Here is a 14,069-nt window from a genome sequence, read left to right as displayed (position 1 = left end):
CGGGCGGGGCGCCTCTCACGGGGGAGGCGCCCCGCCTCCGGTTCAGCGGATCGGCATGCCCGCCAGGGTGCGGGCGATGACCAGGCGCTGGACCTCGCTGGTGCCCTCGAAGATGGTGTAGATGGCGCTGTCGCGGTGCATGCGCTCCACCGGGTACTCGCGGGTGTAGCCGTTGCCGCCGAGGATCTGGACGGCCTGGGCCGTGACCTTCTTGGCGACCTCGCTGGCGTAGAGCTTGGACATCGAGCCCTCGGCGGAGGTGAACGGCTTGCCGGCGGTCGCCATCCAGGAGGCGCGCCAGACCAGCAGCCGGGCCGCGTCGATCTGGGTGCGCATGTCGGCGAGCTGGAAGGCGACGCCCTGGTTGTCGATGATGGGGCGGCCGAACTGGACGCGCGTCTTCGCGTAGTCCAGGGCCACTTCGTACGCGGCACGGGCGGTGCCCACGGCCATGGCGCCGACGGCGGGGCGGGACGCCTCGAAGGTGGCCATGGCGGCGTTCTTCACGCGTTCGCCGCCCGCCCTGGCCCTCTCGCGGGCGCGGGCGAGGCGCTCGTCGAGCTTCTCCTTGCCGCCCAGCAGGCAGGAGCCGGGGACGCGCACGTCCTCCAGGACGACCTCGGCGGTGTGGGAGGCGCGGATGCCGTGCTTCTTGAACTTCTGGCCCTGGGACAGGCCGGGGGTGTTCGGCGGGACGATGAAGGAGGCGTGGCCCTTGGAGCCGAGCTCGGGGTCGACGACGGCCACGACGACGTGGACGCCCGCGATGCCGCCGTTGGTGGCCCAGGTCTTGGTGCCGTTGAGGACCCACTCGTCCTTGGCCGCGTCGTACACGGCGCGGGTGCGCATGGCGGCGACGTCCGAGCCGGCGTCGGGCTCGGAGGAGCAGAAGGCGGCCACCTTGACGTCGTCGGGGGTGCCGTACATCTGCGGTATCCAGGTGCCGATCTGCTCCTCGGTGCCGTTGGCGAGGACGCCGACGGCGGCGAGGCCGGTCCCGACGATGGACAGCGCGATGCCCGCGTCGCCCCAGAACAGCTCCTCCATGGTCATGGGGATGCCGAGGCCGGTGGGGTCGAAGAACTGCTGGGCGTAGAAGTCGAGGGAGTAGATGCCGACCTTGGCGGCCTCCTGGATGACGGGCCAGGGGGTCTCCTCGCGCTCGTCCCACTCGGAGGCGGCCGGGCGGATCACGTCCTTGGCGAATCCGTGCAGCCAGTCACGGACCTGCTGCTGGTCGTCGTTGAGTTCAAAGGTGAACTCGGCCATGTTCCCTCCCGGCGGTTACTTGCGGTAACCGCAGTCTGTTACCGGTAAGTAGCCGCTGTCAACCGGCGGCTCCTGCGGCGTGAGTGTTACGTTGCGCGGGTCTTAGGGACATCGCACGGGCGGGGAGACACGCTATGGAGACCACACACCGGACCGACCAGCAGCGGTCGGCCGACCAGCGGCGACGCGAGCTGCTCGAGGCCGCCGACCGCGTGGTCCTCCGCGACGGACCGCAGGCGTCCATGAACGCCATCGCCGCCGAGGCCGGGATCACCAAGCCGATCCTCTACCGCCACTTCGGCGACAAGGGCGGCCTGTACCGGGCGCTCGCCAAGCGTCATACCGACGCCCTGCTGTCCGCCCTGCGCACCGCGCTCGACGCGCCCGCGGACCGGCGGCAGCGGGTGGAGGCGACCCTCGACACCTACCTGGCGGCCATCGAGGCGCGGCCGCAGGTGTACCGGTTCCTGATGCACCCGTCGGAGGACGGCGGCGGGGGCGGGGGGCAGCAGTCGGAGCAGGGCTTCGACATAGGCCGGCACTCGGCGCCCGTCCTCCGGCGCATGGGCGAGGAGCTCGCCCGGGTGATCGCCGAACGCGTCGACCTGGGCCCGGGCAGCGAGGCGCTGGCCCGCGTCTGGGGCCACGGCATCGTCGGCATGATGCACGCGGCCGGCGACTGGTGGCTCGGCGAACGCCCCTGCTCCCGCGAGGAGTTGGTACGCGGCCTGGCCGATCTGCTGTGGGGCCGGCTGGAGCGGGTCGACGACAAGGTGGAGGGCCCCGGCTTCTGACGGTGCACCGGCCGCGCGGGGCCCCGCTGCCGAGGGCCGCGCCCTCCGGGCGCCCCGGCCCGCGAGCCGGCCGCCTCCGACGCACCCGGCTTCCGGACGACCCGGCCGCGCGGCTCCGTCCCGTCAGCCGGACCGGGCCCAGGGGGCGCGACGCGCCGCCCGCAGGGCGCGGGTGCGGCGCCAGCCGGTGAGGCGGTCGGTGTAGACCGTGCCGTCCAGGTGGTCGCACTCGTGCTGGAGGCAGCGGGCGAAGAAGCCCGTCCCCTCGACGCGCACCGGCGCGCCCAGCAGGTCGACGCCCTCGACCACGGCGCGGTCGAAGCGTTCCGTGCCCGCCTCCAGGCCCGGCAGGGACAGACAGCCCTCGGGTCCGCGCACCGTCACCCCGTCCGCCTCCACCAAGCGCGGGTTGACGATGTGACCGAGGTGGCGGACGTCCTCGTCGTCGGGGCAGTCGTAGACGAAGACCCGCGAGGCGACCCCTATCTGGTTGGCCGCGAGACCGACCCCCTGGGCGGCGTACATCGTCGCGAACATGTCCTCGATGAGCCGGGACAGGGACGGACCGAAGTCGCTGACGGGCTCGCAGGGGCTGTGCAGGACCGGGTCGCCGAGCAGGGTCATGGCTCGTACATGGCCGGAACTGCCGGGGATCGGCCGGTTTCGCATGGCGTCCAGCGTACGTTCCACCCCTGCCGGAGGGTTCCAGCAGGTGGCGCGGTTCGGGCGCCCGGCCGGATCTCGATAGGCTGAGCCCGGACCCACGCTAGGAGGAACAAGGACGATGGCAGGACACCCTGGCAATCCTGAGCCCCTGTCGCCGCGCGCCAAGCTGGCCGTGACGGCAGGCAAGGCCGCAGCGGCGGTGTCTCGCGCGGCGGGACGCGGCAGCGGATCGGTGATCGGCGGCCGGGTGGCGCTCAAGCTCGACCCCGAACTGCTGGGGCGGCTCGCGCAGCATCTGGACGTCGTCCTGGTGTCGGCGACCAACGGCAAGACCACCACCACCCGGCTGATCGCCGAGGCACTGCGGGCCAGCGGCCCGGTCGTCTCGAACGCCCTCGGCGCCAACATGCCCGCGGGCATCACCTCCGCCCTCGCGGGCGGTTCGGACGCCAAGTACGGCGTGATCGAGGTCGACGAGAAGTACCTCGCCGGCGTCGCACGCGACGTGGCGCCCAAGGCGATCGCGCTGCTCAACCTCTCCCGCGACCAGCTCGACCGCGCCGCCGAGACCCGGATGCTCGCCGAGAAGTGGCGCGAGGGCCTGTCCGGCTCGAAGGCGGTCGTCATCGCCAACGCCGACGACCCGCTCGTCGTGTGGGCCGCGTCCTCCTCCCCCAACGTCGTCTGGGTGGCGGCGGGTCAGGAGTGGAAGGACGACGCCTGGTCGTGCCCCGCCTGCGGCGGTGTGATGCAGCGCCCGGGCGACGACTGGTTCTGCGGCGAGTGCGGCTTCCGCCGGCCCGCCCCGAGCTGGGCGCTCAGCGGCGAGCACGTCCTGGACCCGCACGGTTCGGCCTGGCCGATCCACCTCCAGCTACCGGGCCGCGCCAACCGGGCGAACGCCGCCACCTCGGCCGCCGTCGCCGCCGTGTTCGGCGTACCGCCGCAGGTGGCGCTGGAGCGCATGTACCAGGTGCAGGCGGTGGCCGGCCGGTATGACGTGGTCTCCTTCCAGGGCCGTGACCTGCGGCTGCTGCTGGCGAAGAACCCGGCGGGCTGGCTCGAAACGTTTTCCCTGATCGACCCGCCGCCGACGCCGGTCATCCTGTCCGTCAACGCCCGCGGCGCGGACGGCACGGACACCTCCTGGCTCTGGGACGTGGACTACACGCGGCTGGCCGGGCACCCCATCGTGGTGATCGGCGACCGCCGGCTGGACCTGGCGGTGCGGCTGGAGGTCGCGGGCCTGGACTTCCGGGTGTGCGAGACGGTCGACGAGGCGGTGCAGCTCTCCCCGCCCGGGCGGATCGAGCTGATCGCCAACTACACCGCGTTCCAGGACGTCCGCCGCCGCGTCGGCAACTGACCCCCTCTAAGGACATGAGCATGAGCGACAGCAGTCTGCGTCTCGTGTGGGTCTACCCGGACCTGCTCAGTACGTACGGAGACCAGGGCAACGCCCTCGTGGTGGAGCGGCGTGCCCGCCAGCGGGGCCTGGACGTGCAGCGGGTGGACGTGCGCAGCGACCAGCCCATCCCCACCTCCGGTGACATCTACCTGATCGGCGGCGGTGAGGACCGTCCGCAGCGGCTGGCGGCGGAGCGGCTGCGCCGCGACGGCGGTCTGAACCGCGCGGCCGAGAACGGCGCCATCATCTTCTCGGTATGTGCCGGCTACCAGATCCTGGGCCATGAGTTCATCAACGACCTCGGGGAGCGGGAGCCCGGCCTCGGCCTGATCGACGTGATCTCCACCCGTGGCGAGGGGGCCCGCTGCGTCGGTGACGTGCTGGCGGACATCGACCCGCGGCTGGGCCTCCCCCAGCTCACCGGGTTCGAGAACCACCAGGGCGTCACGCACCTCGGTCCGACGGCCCGGCCCTTCGCCCGGACGGTCTTCGGCAACGGCAACGGCACCGGGGACGGCACGGAGGGCGCGTACAACGACACCGTTTTCGGGACGTACATGCACGGACCGGTCATGGCGCGCAATCCGCAGATCGCGGACCTGCTGCTGAAGCTGGCCCTCGATGTGAACGCGCTGCCCCCGACCGACGACCGGTGGTACGAGGCGCTGCGCGCGGAGCGCATCGCGGCGGCCTCGCAGCCCGCCTGACGGACCGCCGTTCCCGGGGAATTGTCGGTTCGTACGACTACCGTCCAGTAGTCGGACGCTCGTTTCGGCCCCGTCACCCAACGCCGGTAGGGTGGCGGGGATCCAACCGGACGACGTGGTCCGGGAGTCGGCCCACGTTGCAAAGGTATCTCGGGCTATGCGCATTGGTGTGCTCACCTCCGGCGGCGACTGCCCCGGTCTGAACGCCGTCATCCGTTCCGTCGTGCACCGCGCCGTCGTCGACCACGGCGACGAGGTCATCGGTTTCCACGACGGCTGGAAGGGCCTCCTGGAGTGCGACTACCGCAAGCTCGACCTGGACGCGGTGGCCGGCATCCTGGCGCGTGGCGGCACGATCCTCGGCTCCTCCCGCGTCCAGCCGGCCCACCTGGTCGACGGCGTCGAGCGGGCCCGGGGCCATGTCGCCGACCTCGGTCTCGACGCGATCATCCCGATCGGCGGTGAGGGCACCCTCAAGGCGGCGAACCTCCTCTCCCAGGCGGGGCTGCCGATCGTCGGCGTGCCGAAGACCATCGACAACGACATCGCGTCGACCGACGTGACCTTCGGTTTCGACACCGCCGTCGGGGTCGCCACGGAGGCGCTGGACCGGCTGAAGACCACCGCCGAGTCCCACCAGCGGGTGCTGATCGTGGAGGTCATGGGCCGCCACACCGGGTGGATCGCGCTGCACTCCGGCATGGCGGCCGGCGCGCACGCCATCGTGGTCCCCGAGCGCCCCTTCGACATCGACGAGCTGACGGCCCGGGTCGGGGCGCGCTTCGAGGCGGGCAAGAAGTTCGCGATCGTCGTGGTCGCGGAGGGTGCCAAGCCGCGCGCCGGCACGATGGACTTCAACGAGGGCGGCAAGGACATCTACGGCCACGAGCGCTTCGCCGGCGTGGCCCAGCAGCTTGCCGGCGAGCTGGAGCGGCGGCTCGGCAAGGAGGCCCGCGCGGTGATCCTCGGGCACGTCCAGCGGGGCGGCACGCCCACCGCGTACGACCGGGTGCTGGCGACCCGGTTCGGCTGGCACGCGGTGGAGGCGGCGCACCGGGGCGAGTTCGGCATGCTGACCGCGCTGCGCGGCACGGACATCGTCATGGTGCCGCTGGCCCAGGCCGTGGAGACGCTCAAGACGGTGCCGTCGGAGCGGTACGACGAGGCCGAGACCGTGCTGTGACCTCCGCTCCGCGCTGAACCACCCGCCCCCGGTCGCAGCCGCGATCGGGGGCGGTTCTAGTCTGGACCCGCAAGCGGACAACCCAGCACGAAACGAAGCAGGAGCGCGCGGATGGATCACAGCGGGCACGGTACGCACGACATGCCCATGGATCTGCCGCCGTTCACCCTGGAGCGGGGCCTGGCCTTCTCGCCGGACTCGTTCTTCCTCGTCGGCTGTCTGCTGGCGCTGGGCCTGTACGGGTGGGGCGTGGCGCGGCTGCGCCGGCGCGGGGACGCCTGGCCGGCCGGCCGGACGGTCTTCTTCGTCCTCGGCGTGCTGACCGTCGCCCTGGTGATGTGCACGGCGCTGAACGACTACGGCATGGTCATGTTCAGCGTGCACATGGTGCAGCACATGGTGATCAGCATGCTCTCGCCGATCCTGCTGCTGCTCGGCGCGCCGGTGACCCTGGCGCTGCGGGCGCTCCCGGTGGCGTCCCGGCGCGGCGCCAAGGGGCCGCGCGAGCTGCTGCTGGCGCTGCTGCACAGCCGCTACATGCGGATCGTCACGCACCCGGTGTTCACGATCCCGCTGTTCATCGCGAGCCTGTACGCCCTGTACTTCACGCCGCTGTTCGACTTCCTGATGGGGTCCAGGCCGGGCCACATCGCGATGATGGTGCACTTCCTCGCCGTCGGCCTGGTGTTCTTCTGGCCGATCATGGGCGTGGACCCGGGGCCGCACCGGCCCGGCTACGTGATGCGGATGCTGGAGCTGTTCGCGGGCATGCCGTTCCACGCCTTCTTCGGCATCGCGCTGATGATGGCCACGGAGCCGATGGTCAAGGCGTACGAGAACCCGCCGGCGTCGCTCGGCGTCGACGCCCTCGCCGACCAGAACGCGGCGGGCGGCATCGCCTGGGCGTTCAGCGAGATCCCGTCCGTGCTGGTGCTGATCGCGCTGGTGTACCAGTGGTACCGGTCCGAGCAGCGCCACGCGGTCCGCAAGGACCGGGCGGCCGACCGCGACGGGGACCAGGAGCTGGAGGCGTACAACGCCTACCTGGCTTCGTTGCAGGCGCGCGGGCGGTAGCGCGGAGGCGCCCTGTGGGGCGACCATGGCGGTACGGCCGCCATGAGGAGGACGCGCATGTCCGGTTCCACGAAGACGATGAGCGGGCTCACCCTCGGAGCACTGGTGCTGACGACGGCGTACACGGTGGCGCTCGGCAGCAACGGCTGGCTGTGGTTCGGCTGGGTGGTGCTCGGGCTGGTGACCATCGGGATGGCGGCCACCCGCGACACCTGAGCGGCCCGGCGGGCCCGGCGCCCGGGACGGGGCACCGGGCCGGATGGCCGGACGCTCCTCGCGCGGGAGCCGCTCCGTGCCGTCTCAGACCGGGGCCCGCTCCGTGTCGCGCCGGGCGGCGGCCACCGCCGCGAGCACCAGGCCGGCGCCCAGCACGAGCAGCCCGCGCAGCCACACCTCCGGCTCCACCCGGGTGGCCAGCAGGACGCAGGAGGCCGCGCCCAGCACCGGCACCACGGTGGGCGCCCGGAAGTGCCCGGCGGTGCCCGGGTCCCGGCGCAGGACGAGCGCGGCCGTGTTGACCAGGAAGAACACCACCAGGAGCAGCAGCACCAGGGTGGCGGCGAGGGTGGCCACTCCCCCGGTCAGGGCCAGGAGCATCGACAGGGCGGTGGTGGCCGCGATCGCGACCCACGGGGTGCGGCGCCCCGGCAGCACCCTCGTCAGCGCGGCGGGCAGCAGACCGTCCCGGGCCATCCCGTAGGCCAGCCGGGAGGACATGATGCCGGTCAGCAGCGCGCCGTTGGCGACGGCGACCAGCGCGATGGCGCTGAACAGCCACACCGGTACGCCGCCCGCCGCCCTGACCACCTCCAGCAGTGGCCCGCTGGAGCTCGCGAGCGTCCCGGTGGGCACGGCGGCCGAGGCGGCCACTCCGACCAGGACGTACACCGCGCCCGCCGTGAGCAGCGCGCCGAAGAGGGCGCGCGGGTAGGAGCGCCGGGGGTCGCGGGTCTCCTCGGCGACGTTGACGGAGGTCTCGAAGCCGACGAAGGAGTAGTACGCCAGGACCGCGCCGCTCAGCACGGCCGGGAGCGCGCCCTGCTCGGCCGTGCCCAGCCGGGTGAGCCGGCCGGGGTCGCCGTCGCCCCGCAGCAGCAGCCAGGCACCCAGGACGACGACGATCGCCAGGCCGCCCAGCTCGATCACCGTCGCGACGACGTTGGCCCGGGTGGACTCCTTGATGCCGCGGGCGTTCAGCAGCGCGAGCGCCGCCAGGAACAGGACGGCGACCAGGGCGACGGGGGCGGACACGAAGGCGGTGAGGTACTCGCCGGCGAAGCCCCGGGCGAGCGCGCCGACCGAGACGACCCCGGCGGCCAGCATGCAGAAGCCCGCGAGGAACCCGGCGAAGGGGCCGAAGGCGCGGGTGGCGTAGTGCGAGGCGCCTCCGGCGCGGGGGTACTTCGTGGCCAGTTCGGCGTAGGACGTCGCCGTGAGCAGCGCCAGCGCGAGGGCCGCGGTGAGGGGCACCCAGACGGCGCCCCCGGCGTCGGCGGCGACCTGGCCGATGAGGACGTACACCCCGGCGCCGAGGACGTCCCCGAGGATGAAGAAGTAGAGCAGGGGCGTGGTGAGGGCCCGCTGGAGCGGCTGATCGTTCACTGTCGGCATGATCCCCCTCTTCCCCGGTTCCGCCGGGTCAGCCGGGACGTCCGACCCGCCGGTGCCGCGAGCCGCGGGCGGGGCCGGGGCGCCGGGGGATCAGCGGCGCATGGGGCCCCAGGGGCGGCGCTGGCGGGCGACCTCGGCCTCGGCCTCCTCGATCACGGCCAGGTCGATCCAGCAGACCGGTTCGATGTCGCACACGAGCGGCTCGTTGTCCGGGCCGCGGCCCACCTCCCGGCCGCGCAGCAGCCAGGGGCGGACGTCGCCGTCCCGGTCCCGGCGCAGGTGGCAGTAGTCGTACAGCCGGCGCGCCACCCACAGCCGCAGCGAGCGGTCGCCCCACCAGGACTCCACCTGGAGCGGGTTCGCCGACAGGCCGGGCATGGGGATGCCCGTCAGTTCGTCGACGCTGCGCGTGGAGTCCAGGTCGCGGGCGGGCCCCCGGGACCAGCGGACGTAGAGCGGCCCGCCGTGCTCGACCAGCTCGCCGAGTTCACGGAGGGAGCGCACCGTGGGCAGCTCGGTCTCCCCCTCGGCGGACGGAGGCCGGCCGGGCGTGTACGTCATGGGGTCCTACCCTCCTCGTCGTGCGGAGGACCACCGCATACCCAGCCATTCTCGGGCGACGCGCCGTTTCCCACCACGCGGCCGGTCCCGTCGTACCGCCCGGGTACGGGACCACCGCTCCGGGCCACGGCGCACACCGGCGCGCACGGCAGCACAGGGGGCGCTCTTGTGCGCGGGGCGCGCGCCCCGCGCGTTCCGCGCGCGATGTTCCAGGTTCGCCACTCGGGGAAGCCGCATGGGTGACCATACGTAAGCCCGGAGTGATCGGCCGGGCTGACGGCAGGGAGGGGATGGGACATGACCAGAGTGCTGGTCCTGCACAGTGTCAGTCTGCTGAGGTCGGCGCTGGTGGCGCTGCTGAGATCCGAGGGGGCCTTCGACGTGTTCTCCGCCGGCTGGCGCACCGCTAGCCGGCACACCGAGTCATTACGGCCGGACGTGTGCGTGGTGGACCTGGACTGTCCGGGCGCGGCGGCGCTGCTGGACGGTGCCTCGGGGACGGAGCGGGAGGTGCTCGGCGACCGGACGGCACTGCTGGTCCTGGCGTCGGCGGGGCGGCCGGGAGCGCTGCGCAGGGCGTTCGAGGCCCGCGCGCTGGGCTATGTCGACAAGCACGGCTCCCCGCACCGGCTGGTGCGGGGGATCCGCAAGGTCGCCGAGGGCGAGCGGTTCGTGGACGAATCGCTCGCCTTCGGCTTCCTGGAGGCCTCCCGGATGCCGCTGACGGCGCGCGAGCTGAGCGTGCTGGCGCGGGCGGCGGAGGGCGAGTCCATAGCGGAGATAGCGCGGGGCCTGCACCTGTCGAACGGGACGGTGCGCAACTACATGGCGTCGGCCACCCGCAAGGTCGGCGCCCGCAACCGGATCGACGCGATCCGTATCTCGCAGGGCGCGGGGTGGGTGTGAGGGAGGCCCTCCGGGTCAGGCCGCGTCGGGATGCCACATCCCGACGAGGTCCCGGTACAGGCCGGAGCGCCTGAGGAGTTCCCCGTGCGGCGCGCACCGGGCCCGGTCGCCGTCCAGGACCAGGACCCGGTCGGCCCGCACGGCGGACGTGATGCGGTGCGCGACGACGACGAGGCCGCCGGGCCGGGCGGCCAGGGCGCGCTCGGCCCGTTCCTCGGTGTCCGGGTCCAGGTGGCACGTCGCCTCGTCCAGGAGGAGGAGGGGGGCGGGCGACAGGTAGGCGCGGGCGAGCGCCAGCCCCTGCCGCTCGCCGTGCGACAGCCGGCCCGGGTCGATCACCGCGTCCGGGCCGCCGAGCCGCTGGACGAGGGGGCCGAGCCCGAGCGCGTCCACCGCCCGCCGGACCTCACCGTGGGTGGCGTCGGGGCGCAGGTAGCGGAGGTTGTCGAGCACGGTGCCGGTGAACACGTACGCCTGCTGGGGCAGCAGCGCCGGGCGGCCGGTCACGGCGACGGTGCCCGCGGTCGGGGCCAGCAGCCCGGCGAGCAGCGCGGTCAGGGTGGACTTGCCGATGCCGCTGGGCCCGACGACGGCCAGGTGCTCCCCCGGCTCGACCACCAGGTCGAGGCCGTCCAGCACCGGGCGCGCCCCGGGGCCGTAGGCGAACCGGACGCCCCGCAGCTCGGCGGCCGGGCGGGCGGCCCGCGGCCGGGCGGGCGGCAGCGGCCGTGGCGCGGGCGCCGGGGGCGGGGCCGGCACGTCGGTGAACCGCTCCAGGACGACCAGCAGCCGGGTGCCGGCCGTCCCGACCGCGGTCATCAGCGCGTCCAGGGCCGGCAGCAGCGCCTGGACGAGGTAGGTGAGCGCGCCGAGCAGGGTGCCCGCGGTGACCCCCCGGCCGAGCAGCCAGGGCGTGGCGAGCAGCAGGGCCAGCACCGGCAGCCGGCCCGCCGCGCCCAGGGCCAGGGTGCGGACGGCCGCCCAGCGGGCCAGGCGGCGGGAGAGCCGGGCCTCGGCGTCGACCAGCCGCCCGGTCCCGGCCGCGACGTGCGGTCCGGCGCCGCACGCCACCACGTCGCGCAGTCCCGCGCCCACCGCGCCGACCCGGGCCGCGAGGGCCTCGTCGGTGTCGAGGAAGGCGCGCTGCACGGCGGCCATGGGCGCGAGGGTGGCGAGGAACACCGCCAGGCCGAGCAGCAGGGGCGGGAGGACGACGAGGGTCAGCGCCGGCTCCAGGGAGGCCATGCCGAGCAGCGCGCCCAGGGCGGTGAAGACGAAGGACCGGGTGGTGAGGACCAGCCCGGCGAAGCTGTCGCGGGCGATCTCGGTCTGCTGCGTGAGCCGGGAGACGGCCGCGCCGCCGGCCGCGCCCTCCGCCCGGGCGGGGTCCGCCACCGCGGCGGCGACGGCCTGCGCCACGGCCCGGCGGACCAGCCCGTCCCGCAGCGGTTCCACCAGGCCCGCGAGTCCGGCGAACACCCCGCGCACGGCGAGCCCGCCGAGGAGCGTCCCGGCGGCGGCGACGGCCAGCCACACCAGGCCGGTGCCGGTGCGTCCGGCGAGGAACCCGTCGTCCAGCGCGCGGGCGACGCCGTACCCGCCCAGGAACGTGTGGGCCGACTCCAGCAGGGACCAGGCGGCGAGGCGCAGCAGGTCGCGTTTGCGCCGCGCCAGGAAGCGCCTGCCCTCGGGGAGGACCCGCCGTGCCGTCATCCGGCCCTCCTGTGGGTCGCGTCCGCCGGGTGCGCCGGCTCCGCCGGGTCCGTCGCGTCCCTCCGGTCCGTCGTGTCCGCCGGGTCCGTCGCGTCCGGCCCGGTCGCCCCGGTCGCCCCGCCGGTCGCGTCCGCCCCGTCCGTCGCGGCGAACACGGCCCGGTACGCCGGGTCCCGCCACAGCGTGCGGTGCGGGCCGACGGCCCGTACCCGGCCCTCCTCCAGCCACACCACCAGGTCCGCACGCGACGCGGCGGACAGCCGGTGGGCGACGACGAGGCGGGTGCCCGGCCGGACGTCCCGGGCCAGCGACCGCTCGACCTGCCGCAGGGTGACGGTGTCCAGGCCCGACATGGCGTCGTCCAGGACCAGCAGCCGCCCGGCGTGGGCGAACGCCCGGGCGAGCCCCAGCCGCTGGTACTCACCGCCCGACAGCGGGGCGTCGGCGAGCGGCGTGTCGTAACCGGCGGGCAGCCGCTCGACGAACCCGTCGGCGCCCGCCGCCCGGGCGGCGGAGCGCACGGCGCCCGGCGGGGCGGGCTCCGCCCCGAAGGCGATGGCCTCCCCGACCGTCGTGCCGAAGAGGGCGGGGCGGGAGAAGGCGTACGCGACCTCACGGCGCAGTTCCCGGGGCCCGAGCCGGTCCAGCCGCACGCCGTCGAGCAGGACGCACCCCTCGTCGGGGTCGGTGAGCCGGCCCGCGACGGCGGCGAGCAGGGACTTGCCCGCGCCCGAGCGGCCGACCACGGCGGCGGTCGCCCCGCCGGGCACCCGCAGGTCGACGCGGCGCAGCACGGCGGCCCCGTCCCGTACGACGGTGACGCCGCGCAGTTCGAGGGTGCCCGCGCCGTGGGCGGGCAGCGTGTCCGGGCCGTACGGCACGGCCGGGAGGGCGAGGATCTCGCCGGTGCGGCGGGCGGCGGTACGGCCCCGGACCAGGGCGCCGAGCGAGGCGGCCACCGAGCCGACGCCGGCCGCCAGCGCCGCGTACCGGGAGGCCGCCACCAGGTCGCCGACGCCCAGGGCACCGGAGGCCAGCCGGGCCCCGCCCACGGCGAGGACGACGGTGACCAGCAGCGGCATGAGCACGCCGCTGCGGGCGACGGCCCGGCCGTACACGCGCCACATCGTCCGTCCCTCCGCGGCGAGTTCGGGCAGCGTGGCGAGGATGCGCCGCTGTTCGCGCGCGGCGGTCCCGGCGGCGGCGATGGTGCGGGCCCCGGCCAGGGCCTCCAGGAGGCGGTCCGCCATGCCGGACTGCACGCGCTGGTAGCGGGAGACGGTGTCGGAGGAGGTGCGGGCGAAGGCCCGCAGCAGCAGGACGAGCAGCGGGACGCCGGCCAGGAACGCGGCCGCCGTCCACAGGTCGATGAGGAGCAGCGCGACCAGGGCCCCGAGCGGCGGGAGGACCGTGGCCAGCGCGCCGGCGGCGGTCGCCGGGACGGTGCCGGCCTCCGTGGCGTTGGCCGTCAGCCGGGTGGCGAGGTCGCCGGGCGCGAAGCGGGCGGCCGCGGCGTGCGGCGGGGCTCCGAGCAGCCGGTCCAGGGCGCGGTGGCGCAGCCAGGCGGTGGACCGGGCGTTGGTGGTGCCGGTCAGCAGGGCGACCAGCGCGTCGAGGATCACCTCGGCGGCGATCAGCGCGCCGCACAGGGCCACCCAGCGGGGTGCCGCCGCGGAGCCGGCCAGGAGCAGGTCGAGGCTGCGGCCGAGGACGGCCGGCTCGGCGAGGGCGGCCAGTGCGGCGGCCACGGAGCAGACGGTGATCGCCGCGGTACGGCCCGCGCTGTGCCGTACGGCGCCCCGCACCACCCGCTCGGCCCGTCGGCCACCGATCGCGGCACCCGGCCCGGACACCTCTCGGCCGCCGCCGCCCGCGCCCGGCTGCCGGCGCGGCCCGTCGCCCGACGGCCCGTCAGGCCCGGCGGCAGAGCCCGGCCCTGTAGGGGCGGCCGACCCGGTGGGGACGCCCGGCCCGGTGGCGGCGCCCGGCCCGGTGGCGGCGGCCGGCCCGGTGGGCGCGTCACCGCTGCCGGGCGCGTCCGAGGGGGCGGGGGCGTACGGGATCGAGGGGTCGGGGGGCGGGGAGGTCATGGGTGGCGGTGTCCTCCTCGGGCGGGAACGCGGAGGGTCCCGGGCGGGGTGAACCGCCCGGGACCGGCTGATCCATGGGGCCGCGCG

Annotated in this window: 13 protein-coding genes; 7 read left to right on the top strand and 6 right to left on the bottom strand. The window is 74.8% G+C overall.

Going from position 1 to position 14,069, the window contains the following annotated elements; genetic code table 11:
* Positions 1-42 precede the first annotated feature (42 nt).
* Entirely contained in the window at positions 43-1,269 is a 1,227-nt protein-coding gene (locus tag ACF068_RS08450; protein ID WP_392273396.1) for an acyl-CoA dehydrogenase family protein, read from the bottom strand.
* 134 nt (positions 1,270-1,403) lie between these two features.
* Here ACF068_RS08450 and ACF068_RS08445 point away from each other — a divergent pair, with 134 nt between their 5' ends.
* Positions 1,404-2,063: a TetR family transcriptional regulator gene (locus tag ACF068_RS08445; protein ID WP_392273395.1), complete on the top strand. Its 660-nt coding sequence runs from the start codon at positions 1,404-1,406 to the stop codon at positions 2,061-2,063.
* Positions 2,064-2,186: 123 nt separating this feature from the next.
* On the opposite strand, the gene def is transcribed toward ACF068_RS08445, so the two are convergent.
* Positions 2,187-2,732: a peptide deformylase gene (gene def, locus ACF068_RS08440; RefSeq protein WP_392273394.1), complete on the bottom strand. Its 546-nt coding sequence runs from the start codon at positions 2,730-2,732 to the stop codon at positions 2,187-2,189.
* Between the two features lie 115 nt (positions 2,733-2,847).
* Between def and ACF068_RS08435 the strand changes: the two genes are divergently transcribed.
* The 5 genes from ACF068_RS08435 to ACF068_RS08415 all read left to right on the top strand — a co-directional run bounded on the left by ACF068_RS08435 (position 2,848) and on the right by ACF068_RS08415 (position 7,317).
* A complete protein-coding gene (locus tag ACF068_RS08435) occupies positions 2,848-4,095 on the top strand; it encodes a MurT ligase domain-containing protein (protein ID WP_126887077.1) in 1,248 nt (415 codons plus the stop codon).
* A gap of 20 nt (positions 4,096-4,115) precedes the next feature.
* Positions 4,116-4,844 (top strand): type 1 glutamine amidotransferase, encoded by a 729-nt coding sequence (locus tag ACF068_RS08430; protein ID WP_064067135.1) that lies wholly within the window; start codon positions 4,116-4,118, stop codon positions 4,842-4,844.
* Positions 4,845-5,001: 157 nt separating this feature from the next.
* A complete protein-coding gene (locus ACF068_RS08425; RefSeq protein WP_392273393.1) occupies positions 5,002-6,027 on the top strand; it encodes a 6-phosphofructokinase in 1,026 nt (341 codons plus the stop codon).
* A gap of 111 nt (positions 6,028-6,138) precedes the next feature.
* Positions 6,139-7,101, top strand: coding sequence for a cytochrome c oxidase assembly protein (locus ACF068_RS08420; RefSeq protein WP_392273392.1), 963 nt, complete (start codon positions 6,139-6,141; stop codon positions 7,099-7,101).
* A 57-nt stretch (positions 7,102-7,158) separates the two neighbouring features.
* Complete coding sequence (locus ACF068_RS08415; protein WP_392273391.1) at positions 7,159-7,317, top strand: hypothetical protein; 159 nt, start codon at positions 7,159-7,161, stop codon at positions 7,315-7,317.
* An 84-nt stretch (positions 7,318-7,401) separates the two neighbouring features.
* Here the strand turns inward: ACF068_RS08415 and ACF068_RS08410 are convergent, their stop codons facing one another.
* Complete coding sequence (locus ACF068_RS08410; RefSeq protein WP_392273390.1) at positions 7,402-8,703, bottom strand: APC family permease; 1,302 nt, start codon at positions 8,701-8,703, stop codon at positions 7,402-7,404.
* A 99-nt stretch (positions 8,704-8,802) separates the two neighbouring features.
* Positions 8,803-9,273 carry a DUF6098 family protein gene (locus ACF068_RS08405; RefSeq protein ID WP_392273389.1) on the bottom strand — a complete coding sequence of 157 codons (471 nt, stop codon included), beginning with the start codon at positions 9,271-9,273 and terminating at the stop codon, positions 8,803-8,805.
* Between the two features lie 297 nt (positions 9,274-9,570).
* Here ACF068_RS08405 and ACF068_RS08400 point away from each other — a divergent pair, with 297 nt between their 5' ends.
* Positions 9,571-10,179 (top strand): LuxR C-terminal-related transcriptional regulator, encoded by a 609-nt coding sequence (locus ACF068_RS08400; protein WP_392273388.1) that lies wholly within the window; start codon positions 9,571-9,573, stop codon positions 10,177-10,179.
* A gap of 15 nt (positions 10,180-10,194) precedes the next feature.
* Here the strand turns inward: ACF068_RS08400 and ACF068_RS08395 are convergent, their stop codons facing one another.
* Together ACF068_RS08395 and ACF068_RS08390 are read right to left on the bottom strand one after the other, a co-directional pair.
* Positions 10,195-11,892 carry an ATP-binding cassette domain-containing protein gene (locus ACF068_RS08395; RefSeq protein WP_392273387.1) on the bottom strand — a complete coding sequence of 566 codons (1,698 nt, stop codon included), beginning with the start codon at positions 11,890-11,892 and terminating at the stop codon, positions 10,195-10,197.
* Positions 11,889-13,982 (bottom strand): ABC transporter ATP-binding protein, encoded by a 2,094-nt coding sequence (locus tag ACF068_RS08390; protein WP_392273386.1) that lies wholly within the window; start codon positions 13,980-13,982, stop codon positions 11,889-11,891. Before ACF068_RS08390 ends, ACF068_RS08395 begins: the two co-directional genes overlap by 4 nt.
* Positions 13,983-14,069: the final 87 nt, after the last annotated feature.

This window comes from Streptomyces sp. NPDC016309 (genome assembly GCF_043077235.1).
Taxonomy (GTDB): Bacteria; Actinomycetota; Actinomycetes; order Streptomycetales; family Streptomycetaceae; genus Streptomyces.
Note: the sequence above shows the minus strand (reverse complement) of the source record. Positions and strands in the feature narration are given on the sequence as shown.

Excerpts from the sequence above, each read along its gene's own strand:
- ACF068_RS08450 (WP_392273396.1), bottom strand. The coding sequence starts at position 1,269 with ATGGCCGAGTTCACCTTTGAACTCAACGACGACCAGCAGCAGGTCCGT.
- ACF068_RS08445 (WP_392273395.1), top strand. The coding sequence starts at position 1,404 with ATGGAGACCACACACCGGACCGACCAGCAGCGGTCGGCCGACCAGCGG.
- def (WP_392273394.1), bottom strand. The coding sequence starts at position 2,732 with ATGCGAAACCGGCCGATCCCCGGCAGTTCCGGCCATGTACGAGCCATG.
- ACF068_RS08435 (WP_126887077.1), top strand. The coding sequence starts at position 2,848 with ATGGCAGGACACCCTGGCAATCCTGAGCCCCTGTCGCCGCGCGCCAAG.
- ACF068_RS08430 (WP_064067135.1), top strand. The coding sequence starts at position 4,116 with ATGAGCGACAGCAGTCTGCGTCTCGTGTGGGTCTACCCGGACCTGCTC.
- ACF068_RS08425 (WP_392273393.1), top strand. The coding sequence starts at position 5,002 with ATGCGCATTGGTGTGCTCACCTCCGGCGGCGACTGCCCCGGTCTGAAC.
- ACF068_RS08420 (WP_392273392.1), top strand. The coding sequence starts at position 6,139 with ATGGATCACAGCGGGCACGGTACGCACGACATGCCCATGGATCTGCCG.
- ACF068_RS08415 (WP_392273391.1), top strand. The coding sequence starts at position 7,159 with ATGTCCGGTTCCACGAAGACGATGAGCGGGCTCACCCTCGGAGCACTG.
- ACF068_RS08405 (WP_392273389.1), bottom strand. The coding sequence starts at position 9,273 with ATGACGTACACGCCCGGCCGGCCTCCGTCCGCCGAGGGGGAGACCGAG.
- ACF068_RS08400 (WP_392273388.1), top strand. The coding sequence starts at position 9,571 with ATGACCAGAGTGCTGGTCCTGCACAGTGTCAGTCTGCTGAGGTCGGCG.
- ACF068_RS08395 (WP_392273387.1), bottom strand. The coding sequence starts at position 11,892 with ATGACGGCACGGCGGGTCCTCCCCGAGGGCAGGCGCTTCCTGGCGCGG.
- ACF068_RS08390 (WP_392273386.1), bottom strand. The coding sequence starts at position 13,982 with ATGACCTCCCCGCCCCCCGACCCCTCGATCCCGTACGCCCCCGCCCCC.